The organism is Streptomyces marincola, assembly GCF_020410765.1.
Lineage (GTDB): Bacteria > Actinomycetota > Actinomycetes > Streptomycetales > Streptomycetaceae > Streptomyces > Streptomyces marincola.
On the sequence record NZ_CP084541.1, the window covers coordinates 1385739 to 1402784 of the forward strand.

The following is a 17046-nucleotide window of genomic DNA, read 5'->3' on the forward strand; positions in this document are numbered from 1 at the left end:
GCTCAGGCGGCCGTCGCGGTGGCCGCCGCGCTGAACGCGCGGATCTCCCGTTCGCTTGCGTTCCCGCCGGTGCACATCACGGCGACCCGCTGCCCTGCGAAACGCTTCCGGTGCACCAGCAGCGCCGCGAGCGCGGCGGCGCCCGCGCCCTCCGCGAGGGTGTGGGCGTCGCGCATCAGCGTCCACTGCGCCTCGCCGATCGCGTCGTCGTCGACGAGCAGGAAGTCCGCGAGGTGGTCGCGCATAAGCCGCTGGGTGAGCGCGAACCCGCTGCCGGTGGCCAGGCCCTCGACGCGGGTGCGGCTGGGCCGGTTGAGCAGCGCGCCGCCGGAACGCCACGAGTCGTGGGCGGCGGGCGAGGCCGCGGACTGCACGGCGACGATCCGGCAGTCCGGCGCGAGCGCCGCGGCGGCCAGGCAGGCCGCGGCTGCCCCGCTGCCGCCGCCGACGGGAACGATGACGGCGTCGAGCGCCGGTTCGCGGTCGAACACCTCCAGGTAGGCGGTCGCGACCCCGGCGATCAGGTCGGGCTCGTCGGCGGCGCTGACCAGCCGCATGCCGCGTTCCGCCGCGACGCGCTCGGCGTGCACGGCCGCCTCGCCCAGGTCGGCCCCCGCCTCGATCAGCTCGGCCCCCAGCGCCCGCACGGCGTGCGCCTTCGCCGGGTTGGGGTGCTCGGGCATGACGATGGCGCAGGGCGCGCCGAAGCGGGCCGCGGCGTAGGCCAGGGACTGGGCGTGGTTGCCGGTGGAGTAGCCGACCACGCCGCGGGCGCGTTCGGCGGCGTTCATCCCGGCCAGCAGGGTCAGGCCGCCGCGCACTTTGAACGCGCCGGTGGGCTGGACGTTCTCGTGCTTGAGCAGAACGGTGGCGCCGGTCGTCGCGTTCAGCGCCGGGTAGGACCACATGGGCGTGGGCGGCAGGTGGTCGGCCAGCAGGCGGCGCGCGCGCAGGGCGTCGGTGATGGTCGGCGGACGGAGCGGACCTGAGGTGCCAGACAAACCAGACATGCAGGCACCGTGCCACGCGCGCCACCGATAGATCCAATGCCGGTTTTCTCTGTACCCATCGAAACCGTCTATCCTTCGGGGGCATGCTCGACTTCACACGGCTGCGGGTCCTGGTCGCGGTGGCCCGCGCGGGCTCGGTCACCGCGGCGGCCGAGGCGCTGCACTACGCGCAGCCCTCGGTGAGCCACCACCTCGCGAAGCTGGAGGCCGAGGTCGGCGTGGTACTGGTGCGGCGCGTGGGCCGCGGCATCGTGCTGACGGACGCCGGGCGGCTGCTGGTGGCGCGCGCCGAGGAGATCCTGGGGCAGGTGGAGTCGGCGCGCGCGGAGCTGGCCGCGCACGCGGGCCTGGCCACCGGGCGGGTGCGGCTCGCGGCGTTCCCCTCGGCGCTGGCGACGCTGGTGCCGACGGCGGCGGCGCGGCTGGCGGCGGACCACCCGGGCGTCGAGCTGGCGCTGACCGAGGCGGAGCCGCCCGAGGCGCTGACCGCGCTGCGCAACGGTGACGTGGACGCGGCGCTGATATTCGACCACGCCGACCCGGTGCCGGGCGACCGGCGGAACACGACCACGACGCCGCTGCTCCAGGAGCCGATGTACGTGGTGACTCCGGCGGACGGCTCGTGGGACGGGCCACGCGCAGAACTGGCCACCTACGCGCGGGAGAACTGGATCGCCGGGTGCGAACGCTGCCGCACGCACCTGGCCTCCATCTGCGAACGGGCCGGCTTCGCGCCGCGCGTCACCTTCGAGACGGACGACTACGTGGCCGTGCAGTCGCTGGTCGCCGCCGGGCTCGGGGTCGGCGTGCTGCCCGGCCTCGCGCTGCGCGCCCACCGCCATCCGCGGGTGCGCGCCGACCGCCTGCCCGACGACCGCAGGCGGGTGTCGCTCGCGGTGTACGGCAGGCCGCCCGCCGCTCAGCCGGTGCAGGCGTTCACGGCGGCGCTGACCGCGGCGGCGGCCGGTCCGGCCGGCTACTGAACGGTCGCCCCCGCGGCGCTCGGCAGCGCGCCGCGCCTGCCCCCCGGGGCAGGCGCGGCGGTGTTCTGCCGGGCCCGGGCGTCAGCCCTGGGTGCGGCGGAGGCGGGCGGTCAGGAGCGCCGCTCCGCCGGCCGCGGTGAGGGCCGCGGCGCCGCCGACCAGCAGCGGGGTGTCCACGCCGCTGCCCGTGGAGGCCAGGGCGCCGCCGGTGGCGCCGGTCGGGGTCAGGGCCCCGCCGCCCGCGCCGCCGTTGCCGTTCCCGTCACCGTTGCCGTTGCCGTCGCCGTTGCCGTTGCCGTCGCCGCCCGAGATGTCGGCGTCCTCGGTGAGGGCGAGCGCCGCGCTGACCGGGTCGAGGGCGTCACCCTCGTGGTAGAACCCGGCGAACGCCTCGGCGCCCTCGGCCGTGAGGGTGGCCGGGACGGCGTCGAGGGTGATGACGTCGCCGGCCGGGTCCAGGGCGTCGGCGGGCAGGTCGAGGTCCGCGACGGCGATGTCGTCGTAGGTGCTGACCTCGCCGGTCTGCCGGTCCTTGGAGCTGACGTCGGCGACCAGTTCCGCGCCGTCGGCGTCGACCTCGATGCCGAGTTCGGAGAACGACAGGTCGAGCGTGCCGTCGTGGCCCGTGAAGCGCACGGCGCCGTCGAAGCCGGCGTCCAGGGCGCCGGCGTCGCCCTCGTGGCTGCCCTGGGCGTTCGGGAAGCGGTAGCCGTTCGCGATCTCGGTGGCCCCGCCGGTGAGTTCGGCCGCGCCGCCCGCGATGGGCCCGGTCACGTAGGAGCGGAACGACTCCTTCACGCCCCAGTCGAGGCGTCCGTCGTGGATGGTGCCGGGCGCGTCGTCCTCGTCGTCGCCGTCCTGGTCGTTCCCGCCCTGGTCGTTCCCGCCCTGGTCGCCCGGGTTCTCGGGGCCGTCCGGGTTCTCGGGACCGCCCGGGTCTTCCGGACCGCCCGGGTTCTCCGGCTCCTCGGGGCCGCCCGGGTTCTCGGGACCGCCGGGGTTCTCGGGACCGCCGGGGTTCTCGGGGTTCTCCGGGTTCTCGGGGCCGCCCGGCTCCTCGGGCGCCCCGGGGGTGACGGTCAGGGTGGCCGGGTCGAGGCCGGTGCCCTCCGGGTACATCGGGCTGCCGTGGTACTCGAACGCCTCGGCGCCGCCCGCGGTCAGGGTCGCGGGGACGTCGGCGAAGACCATCGTCCCGCCCTCGCCGCGGTCCGGCGTCACGCCCGACAGGTCGAGCGTGGCGAACTCCACGTCCTCCGTGGTGGCGCCCGCCACCGTGACGTCGGCGACGATCGCGCCGCTCGTGCCCTCGGTGACGACGCGGAAGTCCGAGAGCTTCAGGTCGAGTTCGCCGTGGTGGCCCTCGAAGTGGACGCTGCCGCCGAAGGCCGTGTCCAGCCCGTGGGTCGCCAGGTCGTAGGTGCCGGCGCCGCCGGTGAAGCGGTAGCCGTTCTCGGTGGTCTCCGCGCCGTCGCCGGTCGTGGCGCTCCCGCCGGCGATGGGCCCGGTGATGTAGCGGCGGAAGGAGTCCTTCACGCCCCAGTCGAGCGTGCCGTCGACGATCGGGATCGACGGGGCCGGCGCGCCGTCCTCGGCCTGCGCGGGGGCGGCGAACGCGGTGACGCTCAGCACGGTCGCGGTGGCCGCGGCCAGCAGGATGCCGCCGCGCCGCGCGGCGCGGGGCGGCCGGGTGTCGCGGGGTCTGGTACGGGTCATGTCTGGTCGGTCTCCTCGGAGTTGGCGGTGGCGTTCCCGCTGCGGCGGCTGCGGCGCAGCAGGAGGAAGGCGCCCGTGGCCAGGGCGAGCAGCACGCCTGCCCCGGCCGCGGTGAACGCGGCGGTCGGCGTTCCGCCGTCGTCGGCCGGACCGGCCGCGTCGGGCGCGGGTGTGGGGTCGGGGGACGCGCCCGCGGACTGCGGGCTGTCGTCGGCGGCGGGCTCGCTGCCGAGGTCGGGCAGCGGCGGCGGTTCCGCGCCCTCCTCCACGGCGAGGGCGAGGGTGATCGGGTCCATGGCGGCGCCCGCCGGGTACAGCCCGCCGAACGCCTCGGCGCCCTCCGCGGTGAGTTCCGCGGGTGCCTCGCTCAGCAGGATCAGGCCGTCCCTGGGCGTGAGGTCGGGGGCCTCGAAGGTGACGAGCGGACGGTCCTCGGCCGGCTCGGCACCGCCGGAGACATCGGCGGTGAGCGTGCCGGTGCCGTCCGCGACGGTGACGGCCAAGCCGCCGATGGTCAGGTCGAGGCCGTTGCCGGTGAAGCTGACGGTTCCGGCGAACTCGGCCTCGGCCGTACCGCGTTCGGGGTCCGCGGTGCCCGAGGCCACGGGGAAGCGGAACAGGGCGCCGCCGTCCTGCGCCCCGTCGGAGAGCTGCCAGGAGCCCTCGGCGATGGCGCCGGTGACGTACTCGCGGAACGTGCGGCGCACGCCCCAGTCCACGGCCCCGTCGGCCACCGCGCCCGGTTCCGCCTCCGCCTCGGAGGGCTCGGGCTCCGCCTCCGCCTCGGAGGGCTCGGGCTCCGGCTCGGTTTCCGGCTCCGGCGCCTGCGCGTCGGCGGTCAGCGTCACGGGGTCGAGCGGGTCGCCCGCCCGGTAGTACCCCGCGAAGGCGGTGGCGCCCTCGGCCGTCAGGGTCGCGGGGATGGTGCTGACGGAGATGCCGGTGCCGCCGCGCAGGTCGACGCCGGTCAGGTCGAGCGCGGCCAGCGGCACCTGGGCGGCGTCGGTGACGCGCCCGGTGCCGCGCTCCTTGCCGCGCATGTCCGCGTACAAGGTGCCGGACTGGCCCGAGACGCGCACGGTCGGGTTGCTGATGGACAGGTCGAGTTCGTGGCCGCCGTCGTCCTCGGGGTGACCGGTGAAGTGCACGCCGCCGCCGTAACGCGCCTCGAACGCGCCGGTGTCCGGGTCGTAGGCGCCCTGGGCCGAGTGGAACCTGAACTGGTTCTCGCCGACCGTGGCTGCTCCGCCGGTCAGCCCGTACGAGCCGTTGGCGATGGGTCCGGTCACGTACGTCTGGAAGGACGCCTTGATGCCCCAGTCCAACCGGCCGCCGGCGACGGTCAGTTCGGCGGCCTGCGCCGCCGGCGCGGGCAGCAGGGCCAGCGGCAGGGCGAGGGAGAGCACCGCGAGCAGGGCGCGCACGGCGCGCCACGGGGTTGTGGGCAGCAACGAAGGTTCCTCCCGGCCGACCGGAACGAGCAAGTGAGGTTAGGCTAACCTAAGTCCCGTTCGGCCAGTCCGTAACCCCGAAAGGCGGACGAATCAGTGGATCACGGGCCCAGACGCACTCGTTCCCGCGCGGCACTCGTCCTGCTGCCGCTCCTCGCCCTGCTGTTCGCCACCGGTTGCGGCGGCTCCGCCGGCGCGGGCCCCTCAGGTCCCGAGGCCGCTCCCGCCGCCGACCGGGTCGAACCGCTGCCGGGGCCCGCGCCCGAGCCGGTCCTGCCCGCGACCGTCACCTCGGCGGACGGCGCGGAGGTGACGGTGACGTCGGCGGACCGCGTCGTCCCGCTGTCGGGCTCGCTGGCCGAGACCGTGTGGAGCCTGGGCCTGGGCGACCGGGTGGTGGCCCGCGACGTCTCCACGACGTTCGAACAGGCCGAGGACCTGCCGGTGGTGACGCGCGGCCACGACGTCTCGGCCGAGGGCGTGCTGTCCCAGCACCCCGACCTCGTGCTCGCCGAGTCGACCACGGGCCCCGACGAGGCGATCGACCACATCAGGGCGGCCGGGGTGCCGCTGCTTGTCCTCGACCCCGCCCTCGGGCTCGACGACATCGGCCCGCGCGTCGAGGCGGTCGCGGCGGCGCTCGGCGTGCCGGAGGCGGGCGCGGAGCTGACCGAACGCACCATGGACCGGATCGACGCGGCCCGCGGCGAGGTGCCAGCGGGCGGCGAGCGGCCCCGGGTCGCGTTCCTCTACCTGCGCGGTTCCGCCTCCGTGTACCTGCTCGGCGGCGCCGAGTCGGGCGCGGGCTCGCTGATCGAGGCGGCCGGAGGCGTCGACGCGGGCGCCGAGTCGGGTCTCGAACGGGACTTCACGCCGATCACCAGCGAAGCGCTCGCCGCCGCCGCGCCCGACGTGATCCTCGTGATGAGCAAGGGGCTCGAATCGGTGGGCGGCGTCGACGGCCTGCTGGAGATCCCCGGCATCGCGCAGACGCCGGCCGGCATGGACCGGCGCGTCGCCAGCATCGACGACGGGGTGCTGCTCAACTACGGGCCGCGCACCGACCAGGTCATCGCGTCCCTCGCGGAGCAGATCCACGCCGGCGGCGCCGCGTGAGCGGGACGGGCCTGCGTCCCGCGGCCCCGCACGACCCCGGGAAGCCGGCGCGCACGCCGGCGGGCGAGACGCCGCCGAGCCCCGAAACGCGCCCCGGGGCGAAGCGCGGTGGCCGAGCCGTGTGGCTCACCGCGGCGCTGTGCGCCGCGCTCGTCGTGCTCGCCCTGGTGTCGGCGGCCACCGGCGCGTACCGCGTCCCGCCGGGCGACGTGCTCGCCTCCGTCGCGCACCGGCTGCCGTTCGGCGGCGGCCGGGAGCTCGACCGGGTCGCGGAGAGCGTGCTGTGGAACGTCCGGCTGCCGCGCATCGTGCTCGCCCTGCTCGTGGGGGCCTCGCTCGGCTGCGCCGGAGCGCTGATGCAGGGCGTGTTCGGGAACCCGCTGGCCGAGCCGGGGGTCATCGGCATCTCCTCGGGCGCGGCGGTCGGCGCGGTCGGCGCCATCGCGTTCGGCGTGACGTTCCTCGGCACCTGGACGGTCACCGCGTTCGCGTTCGTCGCGGGGCTGCTGACCGTGCTCCTGGTCTACGCGCTCTCCCGCGCGGGCGGGCGCACCGAGGTGGTGACGCTGATCCTCACGGGTATCGCGGTCAACGCCTTCGCGGGCGCGCTGATCGGCCTGTTCATCTTCTTCGCCGACAACGCGCAGGTCACGCAGATCACGTTCTGGCAGCTCGGTTCCCTTTCGCAGGCCACGTGGGGCAAGGTGCTCGCCGTCCTGCCGTGCGCGGCGGCCGGGCTGCTGGCCGCGCCCCTCTACGCGCGCAGGCTCGACCTGCTGGCGCTGGGCGAACGGCCCGCCCGCCACCTGGGCGTCGATGTCGAACGCCTGCGCCTGGTGCTGATCCTCGTCGTCGCGCTGCTGACGGCCGCCGCGGTGGCGGTGGCCGGGGTGATCACGTTCGTCGGGCTGCTCGTGCCGCACCTGCTGCGGATGGCCCACGGTCCCGGGCACCGCTTCCTCGTGCCGGCCAGCGCGCTCGGCGGCGCGCTGGTGCTGCTCGCGGCCGACCTGGCCGCCCGCACGGCGGCCGAGCCCGCGGAACTGCCGCTCGGCGTGCTGACCGCGCTCATCGGCAGCCCGTTCTTCTTCTGGCTGCTGCGCAGGACCCGTCGCCGGCAGGGAGGCTGGGCATGACGCCACGGAACACGAACGCGGCGCCGCACGGCGCGGGCCCAGGGGCCGCGCGCCGCCTGCTGCCCGGCCTGCGGCGCGGCCCCGCGCTGCCGGGCCGGCGCGGCCGGGCCGTGCCGGAGCCCTGGGCGGCGGGCGAGACGGTCGCGGCGGCCGGCGGGCTGGTCGTCCGGCTGGGCGGGCGCACCGTTCTGGACGGCGTGGACCTGACGGTCCGCGCCGGTGAACTGCTCGCCCTCGTCGGCCCGAACGGCGCGGGCAAGTCCACGCTGCTGGCCGCGCTCGCGGCCGACCTCACGCCCGACGCGGGGGACCTCACGATCGCCGGGCGCCCGGCGCACGCCTGGAACGCGGCCGACCTCGCCCTGCGCCGGGCCGTGCTTCCGCAGTCGACCGCGCTCTCCTTCCCCTTCACCGTGGCCGACGTGGTGCGCATGGGCCGCGCGCCCTGGCACGGGACCGACGCGGAGGACGAGGACGACGCGGCCGTGGCCGAGGCGATGGCGGCCACCGAGACCACCGCGTTCGCCGAACGGCCCTTCTCCGGCCTCTCGGGAGGCGAACGCGCCCGCGTCGCGCTGGCCCGCGTGCTCGCGCAGCGCACCGGGCTGCTGCTGCTCGACGAGCCGACCGCGGCCCTCGACCTGCGCCACCAGGAACTGGTGCTGCGTCTGGGCCGGGAGCGCGCCGCGGCCGGGCGGGCCGTGGTGGTCGTGCTGCACGACCTGGGCCTGGCCGCCGCGCACGCCGACCGCGCCGCCGTGCTGCACGAGGGGCGCATCGCCGCCGACGGGCCGCCGGACGAGGTCTTCGTGCCCGGCCTGCTGAGCCGCGTCTACGAGCACCCCGTCGAGGTGTTCCCGCACCCGAAGACCGGCGCCCGCCTGGTCGTTCCCCTGCGGCCCAAAAAAACAAGCCACTGAAACAGACCGATCCGGAAAGTTACAACGAACGCCAGTCAAACGGTCGTTGGATGCCCTAGCCTTTTCCAGCGGCGTGGCGCGCACTCACGGGGAAAGGGGGCGCGCCTTCTTTGTCGCGTTGTACCTTCACACCGTCTCCGCCGTGTTGCCGCATCCGCCTTGGGGGGTCCGTGCGTCATTCACAAGGTTCGTCGCCCTACGGAACCGCCCGAAGACCACCCGTCGCGGGCCGCCGCCCCCGCCCCCGCCGCGACACCGCCTCCTGGTACCCGCCCGTCGCCGTCGGCGGCGACCTCCTGGGTGTGTTCGTCCCCGTGCTGGTCGTCCACTCCGCGCTGGCCGAGCCCAGGCCCCTGGCCGCGGCGACCGTGGCCGCCCTGTGCTGGCTGGCGGTCCGCGCCGGGCACCGGCGCTACCTGGTCCGCGCCCTCGGCGAGAACCGCGGGCTCCTCGCGACCCTCCACGACTGGCTGATCCTGCTGGGCGCGCTGGCCTGCCTGCGCGCCGTCACCGGCGAGGACTCCCCCGTCGCCTCGGCGCTGCTCGCGCTGCTGCCCGGCCTGTTCGTCACGGCGGCCGTCTCCGCCCGCATCCACCGCCACCTCACCGGCAGGCGCCACCAGGCGCGTTCGCTGCGGCGCGTGCTCGTCGTCGGCGAGGCCGCGCCGGTGGACATCGTGACCGCGCAGCTCGCCGCCCGCACCGACCACGCGTACGTCGTCATCGGTGCCGTCCTCGCGGGCCCCGGCGAACCCGTCTGCGGCATACCCCAGTTGGGCCGCCTGACCAGCGGTCCCGACCTGTCCCCCGCCGTGCCTGACCCGATACCCGACGGCCTCGACGGGTCCACCGTGCTCGCCGCCGCGCGCCGCAAGGACGCCGACCTCGTGCTCGTCGTCCCCGGCACCCTGCTCACCGGGGCCCGGCTGCGGCGCCTGACCTGGGCCGTGCACGACGCGGGGCTCGCGTTCGCCGTCTCCCCGGGACTCACCGACGTCGCGCTGCGCCGCCTGTCCGTCACCACCGCCGCCGGCCTCAACCTCCTGCACATCGCGCCGCCGCTGCGCCACGGCGCGCAGCCCGCCGTCAAATCCGTCATCGACCGCGTCGGCTCCGCGCTCGCCCTGCTCGTCCTCGCCCCGCTCCTCGCGCTGCTCGCCGTGTCCGTGCGCCTCGACTCGCCCGGCCCCGTGCTGTACCGGCAGACGAGGATCGGCCACCGCGGCGTGCCGTTCACCCTCTGGAAGTTCCGCACCATGGTCCCCGACGCCGAACTGCGCCGCCCCGCCCTTGAGTCGGCCAACGAGCACGTCGCGGGGCCACTGTTCAAGATCCGCGGCGACCCGCGCGTCACGCGGCTCGGGCGCGTGCTGCGCCGCACCTCGCTCGACGAGCTGCCGCAGCTGTTCAACGTCGTGCGCGGCCAGATGTCGCTGGTCGGCCCGCGCCCGCCGTTACCCGACGAGGTCGCCAGGTACGGCGCCGTCGAACTGCGCCGCCTGGGCGTCAAGCCCGGGCTCACCGGCCTGTGGCAGATCGGCGGGCGCTCGGACCTGTCGTGGGACGAGGGCCTGGCCCTCGACCTGTTCTACGCGGACAACTGGTCGGTCACCGGCGACCTCGACGTGCTGGCCCGCACCCTGCGGGCCGTGCTCGACGGACGCGGCGCCTACTGAGCCATGGACTCGGACATGAACCCGGACATGCCGGTCCGGGCCGGAGGGCGCGCGTGCAGCCACCACTCGTAGGTCTCGCGGATGCCGCGCGCCAGCGGCACCCGGGGGACGAAGCCGAGCGCGTTCAGCCGGGTCACGTCGAGCAGTTTGCGCGGTGTGCCGTCGGGCTTCGCCGTGTCCCACGCGGTGCGGCCGGTGAACCCGACCGCGCCCGCGACCGCCTCCGCGAGCGCGGCGATCGTCAGGTCCTCGCCGCACCCGACGTTGACCGGCATGTCGTCGTCGTAGGCGCCGAGCAGCAGCACGCAGGCCGCCGCGAGGTCCGCGCTGTGCAGGAACTCGCGGCGCGGCGTGCCGGTGCCCCACAGCGTCACCTCGGGGCTCCCGGCCTCCTTCGCGTCGTGGAAGCGGCGGATCAGCGCGGGCAGCACGTGGGAGGTCTCGGGGTCGAAGGTGTCGCCGGGCCCGTACAGGTTCGTCGGCATCGCCGTGATCCAGCGGCGCCCGAACTGCCGCCGGTACGCCCGCACCTGGGCGACCCCGGCGATCTTGGCCAGCGCGTACGCCTCGTTCGTCGGTTCGAGCGGGCCCGTCAGCAGCGCCTCCTCGCTGATGGGCTGCGGCGCGTGCTTGGGGTAGATGCAGGACGAGCCGAGGAACAGCAGCCGGTCGACGTCCGCGGCGTGCGCGCCCGCGATGACGGACAGCTGGATGCGGAGGTTGTCCTCAAGGAACGCCACCGGGAAGCGGTGGTTGGCCATGATGCCGCCGACCGTGGCCGCGGCCAGCACCACGGCGTCCGGGCGGGCGTCGCGCAGGAACGCCTCCGTGGCCGCGGCGTCCCGCAGATCGAGGTCCGCCCGGGTCCGCGTCAGCACCTCGTGGCCCTCGTCGGCCAGCGCGCGGGCGATGGCGGACCCGGCGAGCCCGCGGTGCCCGGCGACGAACACCCGGGCACCGGGCTCAAGCAGCGTTGTCATGCTCCCGCATTCTGCCAGCACCGGCGCGCGGCCGAGGGCAGAACGCGCCCCGCCGGGCCCGCCCGGCCGCCCCGCACCACGCGCACGTTCCGCACCACGCGCACGTTCCACACCACCCGGCACCGGCCGCGCCCCGTGGGCCGGCCGCGCACGTGCCGCCGCGCCGACCGACCGAGGGGGACCCGCCCATGGGCAAGACCGCGCTGATCACCGGCGTCACAGGACAGGACGGCTCGTACCTGGCCGAGTTGCTGATCGCCAAGGAGTACACGGTGCACGGCCTGGTGCGCCGCTCGTCCTCCTTCAACACCGAACGCATCGACCACCTGTACCAGGACCCGCAGCAGCCCGGCCGCACCCTGGTCCTGCACCACGCGGACCTCTCCGACGGCGTCGCGCTCGTCAACCTGCTGCGCGACGTACGCCCCGACGAGGTCTACAACCTCGGCGCGCAGTCGCACGTACGGGTCTCGTTCGACGCGCCGATGTACACCGGCGACATCACCGGGCTCGGCACCCTGCGGCTGCTTGAGGCGATCCGCGCCAGCGGCATCGACACCCGGATCTACCAGGCGTCGTCGTCGGAGATGTTCGGCGCGACGCCGCCGCCGCAGAACGAGGCCACCCCGTTCCACCCGCGCAGCCCGTACGGCTGCGCCAAGGTCTACAGCTACTGGTCCACGGTCAACTACCGCGAGGCGTACGGGATGTTCGCGGTGAACGGCATCCTGTTCAACCACGAGTCGCCGCGCCGCGGCGAGACGTTCGTGACGCGCAAGATCACCCGGGCCGTCGCCCGGATCAGGGCCGGCCTCCAGGACCGCCTGTACCTGGGCAACCTCGACGCGGTGCGCGACTGGGGCTACGCGCCCGAGTACGTCGAGGCCATGTGGCGCATGCTGCAACGGGACGAGCCCGACGACTACGTCGTGGCCACCGGAGTCCCGGCCACGGTACGGGACTTCCTGCACGCGGCGTTCGCCGCCGGCGGTCTTGACTGGGCGGAGCACGTGCGGTTCGACCCCAAGTACGAACGGCCGAGCGAGGTGGACGCCCTCATCGGCGACGCCTCCAAGGCGCGCGACCTGCTCGGCTGGCGCCCCGAGGTGCGGTGGCGCGAGCTGGCCGAGCTGATGGTGCGGGCCGACATCGACGCGCTCGACGAGGAACTGAGCGGCGCACGGGTGCGAATCGACAGGTGAACAAAGGGGGTTGAGCGCTGGGGGTGCACAACCGCACACCCGGCTCGGCAGTCCTTAAGTGCGCCGATACATGGGGAACGGTGAGGCGATGAGAACGACGAGAGCGACGACACGGACCCGGGCGACGGGCGCCGGGGCCGCGCTGGCCCTGACCGCCGGCCTGCTGGCCGGCACGGCGGTGGCGGCGCCGCCCGCGGCGGCCCTGACCCCGCCGGTGACGATGACCGCCGAGGACCTGCCGACCTGGCAGACCAACGGCATCGTGCACGCCCTGGCCGAGGCGGACGGCGTGGTGTACGCGGGCGGGACCTTCTCCGCGGTCCGCCCGCCGGGCGCCGCGCCCGGCACGCGCGAGACGCCCGCGGCCAACTTCGTGGCCCTGGACGCGGCCACGGGCGAACCGGTCGACTGCGACCTGTCGTTCACCGTCGGCTCGGGCACCGCGACGATCCGGGCGCTCGCCGTCTCACCGGACGGCGAAACGCTGTACGCGGGCGGCACGTTCGGCTCCGTGAACGGCGTGGGGGCCAGCAGCCTGGCCGCGTTCGACCTGCCGACCTGCGCCCGCAAGCCGTTCCCGACCGCGGCCAACGGCATCGTGCGCGCCATCGCCGCCACCGACGACCGGGTGTACCTGGGCGGGGACTTCACCCAGCTCAGCGGCCAGCCGAGAGCGCGGTTCGGCGCCGTCGACACCGCGGGCGCCGTGCAGTCCTGGCGCGCGGACGCCGACGAGATCGGCAAGGCCATCGCGCTCTCGCCCGACGGCCAGGACGTCGTCCTCGGCGGCAACTTCTTCACCATGAACGGCGCCTCGTCCCACGCCCTCGCCGTCGTCGACGCCGAGACCGGCGCCAACACCCACGTGTACGGCGGGGACTTCATCGAGGACAGCTCCACCGTGCAGGCCCTGGCCACCGACGAGCACGGCTTCTATACCGCCAACGAGGGCACCGGCGGCTTCGACGGGCGCATCGCGCTCGACTGGGGCACGTTCGACCAGCGGTGGCGCGACACGTGCCTCGGCGCGACCCAGGCCGTCGCCGTTCACCAGGAAGTGCTGTACAGCGGGCACCACGCGCACGACTGCTCCAGCATGGGCGAGTTCCCCAACCAGGAGCGCTACCACCTGTTCGCCCAGTCGGTGCACGACCCCAAGCTGCTCGGCTGGTTCCCCAACACCAACGACGGCCTCGGCGAGCAGCTCGGCCCGCGCGTCATGACCGCGGCCACCGGACACCCGCGCGACACCCGCGACTTCATGTGGGTGGGCGGCGGCTTCACCACCGTCAACGGCGCCGCGCAGTGGGGCCTGACCCGCTTCGCCACCGCGCCTGACACCGGCGACCCGTCCGTTCCCGAGACGCACGCCGTCAGCCACGGCGACGGCCGGATCGAGGTGACCTGGCGCTCCAGCCTCGACCTCGACGACCACCTGCTGACCTACCGCGTCTACCGCGACGGGGGCACCGCGCCCGTGCACACCGTCGAGGGCGAGTCCGTGCCGTGGCGGCGCCCCCAGCTGAGCTGGTTCGACCCGCTGGCCGAGGCCGGCGCGACCCACAGCTACCGCGTCACCGCCACCGACGGCGCGGGCAACACCAGCGCCCTGTCCGCGCCGGTCACCGTGACGGCCGTCGCCGACGGCCGCGCCTACACGGACGAAGTGCTCGCCGACGACCCGCTGCTGTACTGGCCCTACGACGAGCCGGCCAACAACTTCGCCTCCGACGCCTCGGGCAACAACGGCGCGGGCGTGCACCGCGGCGGCCCCGAGCGCGGCGTGACGCCGCCGGCCGTGCCGGGCACGGGCGCGCGCGGCATCGGGTACGACGGCACCGACAGCTACACCTACAGCGACCGCTCCTACTCGGGCCTGACCCGGTACACGCTGGAGACGTGGTTCAGGACCACCACGACGCGCGGCGGAAAGCTGATCGGCATGGGCAACCGCATCCTCGAACCGAGCTCGGTCCGCGACCACAACCTCTACATGCTCGACGACGGCAGGCTCGCGTTCGGCGTCTACAACCGCAACTACCGCACGATCACCAGCCCAGGCGCGTGGAACGACGGCGAGTGGCACCACGCCGTCGCCTCCGTGGGCGCCGACGGCATGCGGCTGTACGTGGACGGCGAGCAGGTCGCCAGCAGCCCCCTGACCACGTCGGCCAGGGACGTCACCGGCTACTGGCGCACCGGGGGCGACAGCCTCGCGGGCTGGCCCGGCCGGCCGACGAGCGACTGGTTCGCCGGTCAGCTCGACGAAACGGCCGTCTACCCGGGGCAGTTGTCCGCCGCGCGCGTGCGGGCCCACCACGAGGCGGCGTTCGTGCCCGTCGACACCGTCACCCACCTGACGCCCACCGCCGACACCTACGTCAACGGCGCCGCGGTGAACACCGTGCACGGCGGCCACCAGCAGCTCGCCGTGCGGGGCAGCGCCGCCTACGAGAGCTACCTGGCGTTCGACCTGCCCCCGGCTCCCCCGGGGCAGGTGCTGAAGGCGGCGGCCCTGCGGGTGCGGGTCACCGGGGACGCGGCGGCAGGCTCGACCGACGACTTCGCCGTCGTGCCCCTGACCGGGACGTGGTCCGAGGCCACCACCACGTACGCCAACCGCCCCGCGGCCGACCGCACCACCGTCCTCGGCACGCTCCGCTCGCCCGATGCGCTCGGCAGCGTCCACACCGTGCCGCTGGCCACCGGTCCGGTCCGCGACGCGCTGGGCGGCACGTTCGACCTCGCGCTGACCGGCGAGGGCACCGACAGCCTGTGGCTGTGGGCGCGCGAGACCGGCCAGAGCGCCTACCGCCCGCAGCTGCTGCTCACCTTCGGGGCGCCCTGATGCGCGGCGCCCGCGCGCGCCGCGCCGCGCGCCTGGCCGCCGCGCTGGCCGCCGTCCTCGCCGTCGCCGCGTGCGGCGGCGGGGACGGCGGCGCCTCGGGCGCGGCGCCGGAGGAGCCCCCGTCCCCGGCCCTCTCCTCTCCCGCGCCCACGCCCGAGGCGTCCGACGGCCCGGCCGGCGGGGCCGACGGGCCGCAGGGGCAGCCGGAGGGCCACGCCGACAGCCCGCCGGGCGGGCCCCCGGACGAGACGGTGCCGCCGGAGGAACCGCCGTCGCCCGGCGAGGAGTTCACCGAGGAGCAGCGGGAGTACCTGAGCGAACGGGTGCCCGAGGGCGTCGACCCGGCCGCGATCCTCGAACTCGGCACGGAGACCTGCGAGCGCATCGGCTACCTGGACCGCAACGACCGCGAGGCCGCCGTGGCGGCCCTGCGCGGCGACGAGCTGCCGGGCGCGCGCGAGGCCATCGAGCACCTGTGCCCGGAACACGCCGACCTGCTCACCGAAGCGCGAGGAGAAGAGTGACCGTCCTGCCCATCGTGGTGGCCATCCCCACGAAGAACGAGGCCGCCAACATCGCCGGCACGGTGCGTTCGGTCGCCGACCACTTCGCGGCCGTCGTCGTCGTCGACTCCGACAGCACCGACGACACGCGCGCCCTCGCCGAGGCCGAGGGCGCGCAGGTGGTGCCCTACCGGTGGGACGGCCGCTACCCGAAGAAGAAGCAGTGGTGCCTGGAGAACGTGCGCACCGACATCCCCTGGCTGCTGTTCCTCGACGGCGACGAGACGCCGAGCCCGGCCCTGCTGGCGGAACTGCGCCGCATCTTCCTCGACGGGCGCGCGGTGCGGCCGGCCGCGTTCGACATCCCGCTGGGCTACTGGTTCGGCGGGCGGCGGCTGCGGTACGGCCACACCATCGTCAAACGCGCCCTGCTCGACCGCACCCGCGCCAGGTTCCCCGAGCCGGACGACCTGGACGCGCCCGGCATGGGGGAACAGGAAGGCCACTACCAGCCGTTGGCCGACCCGGTGCACCGGCTGCGCGCGACCATCGAGCACAAGGACCTCGACCCGGTGCGCACGTGGTTCGAACGCCACAACCGCTACTCGGACTGGGAGGCGTGGCTGGAGCAGCACCCGGACGTCCGCGAGGAGATCCGCGTCGCGAAGACCCGGCAGGGGCAGCTCTTCCACCGCGCGCCGTTCAAGCCGCTGCTGTCGTTCGCCTACGCCTACGTCTACCGGCGCGGCTTCCTCGACGGGCGGGCCGGTCTCGACTACGCGCTGGCCATGAGCTTCTACCGCTGGCAGATCGCCCTGAAGGCCCGAGAGGCCGGCGCCCCGCCGCACGCGGACTGAGGGCCGAGGCGCCGCAGCGCACGGGTGTCGTCGTGCGGTGCGGCGCCCGCTCCGGCGTTCGGGCCGACGGGTCCGCCGACCGGGCCGCCGGTGCTTTTCTGCCCGGTGCACCCGAGCCGCCGGGTGGCCGAGGGCGCCTTTACGCTGGGGCCGTGATACGTAACACGAAAGGCGGACGGTGGATCTTCACCGTCCTGGCCGCCTCGGCGGCACTCACCGCCGGGTGCGTGCGGTCGGTCGACGCCGACGACCTGCCCGGCGTGTACCGCAACTCCGACACCGGCGCCGAGGTCGCGCTCGGGTCCGACGGAACGTTCACCGTCACCGGCGTATCGCCGGACGAGTACATAGGCGTCGGGGGCACCGACCCCGTCGACTTCAGCGGCCGGTGGGAGTTCCTCGACGACCGGGCGGGCAGCGACGTCGTCTACCTGACGGTCGACGCCGGCGGCGTCGACCGGATCGGCGGCGTCCAGCTCTACCCGACGGGCGACGGGCAGGTGGAGTTCATCGCCGACCCGGACGCACCCCCGTCCCTGACCCTCACCAAGGTGGACGGGTCGTAGCCCCGGCGCACCGACGGTGACGTCCGGCCGTGCGTACGCGGACGCTTCCTGGCCGATGGGCAACGCACGGGGGGCACCCGTC

14 protein-coding genes are annotated in these 17046 nt (G+C 75.0%); 10 read left to right on the top strand and 4 right to left on the bottom strand.

The window, feature by feature from the left end; genetic code table 11:
- Nucleotides 1–2: 2 nt before the first annotated feature.
- The gene (locus LC193_RS05960) at nucleotides 3–1010 is read right to left on the bottom strand and encodes a threonine ammonia-lyase (RefSeq protein WP_226072241.1); all 1008 of its coding nucleotides are present in this window, start codon (nucleotides 1008–1010) and stop codon (nucleotides 3–5) included.
- A gap of 83 nt (nucleotides 1011–1093) precedes the next feature.
- Between LC193_RS05960 and LC193_RS05965 the strand changes: the two genes are divergently transcribed.
- Nucleotides 1094–1993, top strand: coding sequence for a LysR family transcriptional regulator (locus LC193_RS05965; protein WP_226072243.1), 900 nt, complete (start codon nucleotides 1094–1096; stop codon nucleotides 1991–1993).
- 81 nt (nucleotides 1994–2074) lie between these two features.
- Here the strand turns inward: LC193_RS05965 and LC193_RS05970 are convergent, their stop codons facing one another.
- Both LC193_RS05970 and LC193_RS05975 read right to left on the bottom strand, forming a co-directional pair.
- Nucleotides 2075–3709: an HtaA domain-containing protein gene (locus tag LC193_RS05970; protein ID WP_226072245.1), complete on the bottom strand. Its 1635-nt coding sequence runs from the start codon at nucleotides 3707–3709 to the stop codon at nucleotides 2075–2077.
- Entirely contained in the window at nucleotides 3706–5160 is a 1455-nt protein-coding gene (locus LC193_RS05975) for an HtaA domain-containing protein (protein WP_226072248.1), read from the bottom strand. The genes LC193_RS05970 and LC193_RS05975 overlap by 4 nt, the downstream gene beginning before the upstream one ends.
- A gap of 141 nt (nucleotides 5161–5301) precedes the next feature.
- Between LC193_RS05975 and LC193_RS05980 the strand changes: the two genes are divergently transcribed.
- From LC193_RS05980 to LC193_RS05995, 4 genes are all read left to right on the top strand, one after another.
- Nucleotides 5302–6276 (top strand): heme/hemin ABC transporter substrate-binding protein, encoded by a 975-nt coding sequence (locus LC193_RS05980; protein WP_226078496.1) that lies wholly within the window; start codon nucleotides 5302–5304, stop codon nucleotides 6274–6276.
- A gap of 11 nt (nucleotides 6277–6287) precedes the next feature.
- A complete protein-coding gene (locus LC193_RS05985; protein WP_404819518.1) occupies nucleotides 6288–7412 on the top strand; it encodes a FecCD family ABC transporter permease in 1125 nt (374 codons plus the stop codon).
- Nucleotides 7409–8332 (top strand): heme ABC transporter ATP-binding protein, encoded by a 924-nt coding sequence (locus LC193_RS05990; RefSeq protein ID WP_226072253.1) that lies wholly within the window; start codon nucleotides 7409–7411, stop codon nucleotides 8330–8332. The genes LC193_RS05985 and LC193_RS05990 overlap by 4 nt, the downstream gene beginning before the upstream one ends.
- Before the next feature lie 170 nt (nucleotides 8333–8502).
- Nucleotides 8503–10008 carry a sugar transferase gene (locus tag LC193_RS05995; RefSeq protein WP_226072255.1) on the top strand — a complete coding sequence of 502 codons (1506 nt, stop codon included), beginning with the start codon at nucleotides 8503–8505 and terminating at the stop codon, nucleotides 10006–10008.
- Here the strand turns inward: LC193_RS05995 and LC193_RS06000 are convergent.
- On the bottom strand, nucleotides 10002–10988 hold the full coding sequence (locus LC193_RS06000) for a GDP-L-fucose synthase family protein (protein ID WP_226072257.1): 987 nt from the start codon (nucleotides 10986–10988) through the stop codon (nucleotides 10002–10004). The two genes, LC193_RS05995 and LC193_RS06000, sit on opposite strands and share 7 nt — an antisense overlap.
- A gap of 188 nt (nucleotides 10989–11176) precedes the next feature.
- On the opposite strand from LC193_RS06000, the gene gmd reads away from it, so the two are divergent.
- From gmd to LC193_RS06025, 5 genes are all read left to right on the top strand, one after another.
- Nucleotides 11177–12190, top strand: coding sequence for a GDP-mannose 4,6-dehydratase (gmd, locus tag LC193_RS06005; protein WP_226072260.1), 1014 nt, complete (start codon nucleotides 11177–11179; stop codon nucleotides 12188–12190).
- An 88-nt stretch (nucleotides 12191–12278) separates the two neighbouring features.
- Nucleotides 12279–15038 carry a LamG-like jellyroll fold domain-containing protein gene (locus LC193_RS06010; RefSeq protein ID WP_226072263.1) on the top strand — a complete coding sequence of 920 codons (2760 nt, stop codon included), beginning with the start codon at nucleotides 12279–12281 and terminating at the stop codon, nucleotides 15036–15038.
- Nucleotides 15038–15562, top strand: coding sequence for a hypothetical protein (locus tag LC193_RS06015; protein WP_226072265.1), 525 nt, complete (start codon nucleotides 15038–15040; stop codon nucleotides 15560–15562). The genes LC193_RS06010 and LC193_RS06015 overlap by 1 nt, the downstream gene beginning before the upstream one ends.
- The gene (locus tag LC193_RS06020) at nucleotides 15559–16398 is read left to right on the top strand and encodes a glycosyltransferase family 2 protein (protein WP_226072268.1); all 840 of its coding nucleotides are present in this window, start codon (nucleotides 15559–15561) and stop codon (nucleotides 16396–16398) included. Before LC193_RS06015 ends, LC193_RS06020 begins: the two co-directional genes overlap by 4 nt.
- Before the next feature lie 152 nt (nucleotides 16399–16550).
- A complete protein-coding gene (locus LC193_RS06025) occupies nucleotides 16551–16964 on the top strand; it encodes a hypothetical protein (protein WP_226072269.1) in 414 nt (137 codons plus the stop codon).
- Nucleotides 16965–17046: the final 82 nt, after the last annotated feature.